This is a genomic window from Moorena sp. SIO3E8, from assembly GCF_010692445.1.
GTDB classification, from domain to species: Bacteria; Cyanobacteriota; Cyanobacteriia; order Cyanobacteriales; family Coleofasciculaceae; genus Moorena; species Moorena bouillonii.
This window is the reverse complement of record NZ_JAAHHM010000296.1, coordinates 1-2,741: the sequence shown is the minus strand read 5'-3', so window position 1 is coordinate 2,741 and position 2,741 is coordinate 1. Positions and strand designations below refer to the sequence as shown.

At 43.9% G+C, this 2,741-nt stretch carries 3 protein-coding genes; 2 read left to right on the top strand and 1 reads right to left on the bottom strand.

Features of this window, described 5'->3' with window-relative positions; translation table 11 throughout:
• Window positions 1–90 precede the first annotated feature (90 nt).
• Complete coding sequence (locus tag F6K46_RS39165) at window positions 91–345, bottom strand: hypothetical protein (protein WP_293068709.1); 255 nt, start codon at window positions 343–345, stop codon at window positions 91–93.
• 243 nt (window positions 346–588) lie between these two features.
• Here F6K46_RS39165 and F6K46_RS39160 point away from each other — a divergent pair, with 243 nt between their 5' ends.
• Entirely contained in the window at window positions 589–1,776 is a 1,188-nt protein-coding gene (locus F6K46_RS39160; RefSeq protein ID WP_293068706.1) for a 1-acyl-sn-glycerol-3-phosphate acyltransferase, read from the top strand.
• Between the two features lie 143 nt (window positions 1,777–1,919).
• Entirely contained in the window at window positions 1,920–2,435 is a 516-nt protein-coding gene (locus F6K46_RS39155; protein ID WP_293068703.1) for a DUF4149 domain-containing protein, read from the top strand.
• The last annotated feature ends 306 nt before the right edge of the window (window positions 2,436–2,741 follow it).

The following is a 2,741-nucleotide window of genomic DNA, read 5'->3' as shown; positions in this document are numbered from 1 at the left end:
GGGGTCAGGCATAGCACAAGTTGTGAAGAGTACAATAGGGTAAGCTGAGCATCGAGTAGGTAAGCAGTTCATCCTTCTATTTTACCATTATCAGCAGCTGCTCAAGTATTTCTGCCGCGCTGCACTAGGAGATTTCTCAAATGAAACTCTGCCATCGGCTAACTGAACGGCTGGGGTTGAGGGAGTATCCAAAATTACTAAGGATAAGACTAAGGCTATAGTGATTTTGAGAAAGTTTACGGAAAACAGAAGGGGCGCACGGAAGCCCAATCTCTTTAGAGCTGGGAGCAAGCGTGAGGTGACCGTATATGACGCCGTCTTTTCTTTGACTTCACCATCTAACATGTTGACACTACTGATGATTCTTGTTATTAGATAATTCTAAGGTGAAAGGTTAGTAGGCAAAGCATAATTGATCCGTATAACTATGGCATATGTCTGTAGTGAGGAAAATCCCGAAGGGAGTAAAGGTGGGGAAGAATGGCACAACGCACAATGGCAAAATAAATTATTTCAAGTCAAACTGTTTAAAGTATTTCTGATCTCCCCATCTCCCTTATCTTCCAATTTTCTTTTGGGACCCATGCTATGTCTGTTTTGTCAAGCCCTCAATTCTATCCACCTAGGCTCAATCCCCTATTAACCCGCCTCTGTCAAGGCTTTTCTGATCTGATCGCCGATAATTTTTATCAACTGAAGTTAGTGGTTGAGTCTACGGACCTAGAGAAACTGGCTCGGTTGGAAGAGGAACGGGTGCTTTATCTGCCGAATCATCCTACCCTTGATGATGGGATAGTTCTGTTTCTGTTATCAACTAGGTTAGGGCAACTCTTTCACTATGTTGTGGCTTACGAGAGTTTCCGGGGATGGAACAAAAAATTTCTGCCCCTGATCGGAGCATACTCGATTAGACGGGGTTTAGGCGATCGCGCCAGCATTGCCCAAACCCTAACGTTACTGAAGCAACCGAGTTGTGATTTGGTGATTTTCCCCGAAGGCGGCTGCTCTTATCAAAATGATACGGTTATGCCCTTCCGAACGGGAGCGATTCAACTGCCTCTACAGGCAATGAACCAAATGGTCAAACAGGGTGAACCTGTTCCTAATCTCTATTTAGTACCCGTAAGTCTGAAGTACCACTACACTGATTCCATGAAGCCAGTGATTGATCAGACCCTGTGTCGTCTAGAGAAGGCGTTGAACATTAATGCGATCGCATTAATGTTCTATGGGCGTTTACGGGGTGTGGCTGAGCAAGTCATTCTTCGCTTGGAGACTGAATACGACCTTAATCTAGACCAAACCACTCAGATGGATTGGAACCAAAGGATTAACAAGCTCAAAACTCATCTGTTGAGTGAGTGTGAACAGAAGCTAGAGCTAACACCGGCAACCATGACACCAAGCCGAGAACGAGTGTATAAAATTCAGTCAGTCTTAAAATCCCGTGCTCAAGAGTTAGAACAGTTTGATGAAACCACTTATGAATCAATTTACCAAGCTACTATCCGCCTGCTGAATTTCGATGCAATTTACGATGGTTATGTTGCGGCTTCCCCTACCCCAGAGCGTTTTTTGGATACCCTGACTCGACTAGAGCGGGAAGTGTTTAAGTTTGATCGACCTTTGGTGAAAGGACACCGCAAAGCGATGGTCCGCATTGGAGACCCCATAAACATCAAAGAGCATTTTGAGTCCTACAGACAAAACCGAGCAGGAACAGTGGAGATGTTAACCCAACAACTACAACAGACAGTTCAAGAAAATTTATCGTAAATATATGCGCTACGCGCATATGTTTACCTGACAATTAAGTTAAAATTTGTTTGCAAAAATACTTTTTTTTGCAAAAATACTTCACACTTTTTGTAAAAACCATTGGTTAAGCTAAGAGCAGGATAGAAAGTAGAGGAAATTTTATGAACGCTGTTTTTGGCGTGGATTCACAGCAAAGCCGCTGGCGAACCATTGCCATGTTTGCTTTAGGGTTTTGGCTCAGTAGCAGTTTGGTTATAGACTTTGTGATCATGCCATGCATGTCTACAGCTGGCATGATGAGTCAGGCTAGTTTTGCTACAGCTGGCTATTCAATCTTCTGGACATTTAATCGTGTTGAGCTTTTGTGTGGCGCTTTAATATTAGCCAGCCTCCTAGTCCTGCGTGGTAATTCTAATCTTTATCATTACGTCAGACGCTGGTCTATTTTATTATCCCTGCTCATGGTAGGGATCGCAATCATTTATACCTACATCATGACACCCCAGATGAGCGCCATGGCTCTACAACTGAATCTTCTAGAGCCAGTGAGTGGCATGCCACCAGGAATGGTGCAAATGCATGAAGGCTACTGGCTGCTAGAAGCAATCAAGTTAATGGCAGGGACTACACTACTTAGCTGGTGCTATCAAGACTATCGTAGATTGGTCTGTTCGTGACCTGCTCCCACACTCCCCCTAACCCTCAGGGCTGTTTCTTGCGTCCAACTAAAATCTGATTTGTGGGGAGGTGGGGAGATAGGGAGATAGGGGGAATTTTTATAAATAAGGTATTTTTCACCTTAAAAATACCCTCTCCCCATCACCCCAGCTCCCTTTCACCCGATTGACCTGAAAATTTATCAGAGTGGGAGAGTTTGAGAGGGAAAAGAATACCCCGTCCTCAAAGGTCTTGAAGTTACCGTAAGAATAGTGGAGCCTTAATAATAAAGTTTTAACCCCTTTTCTCATAACCGACCAACCATA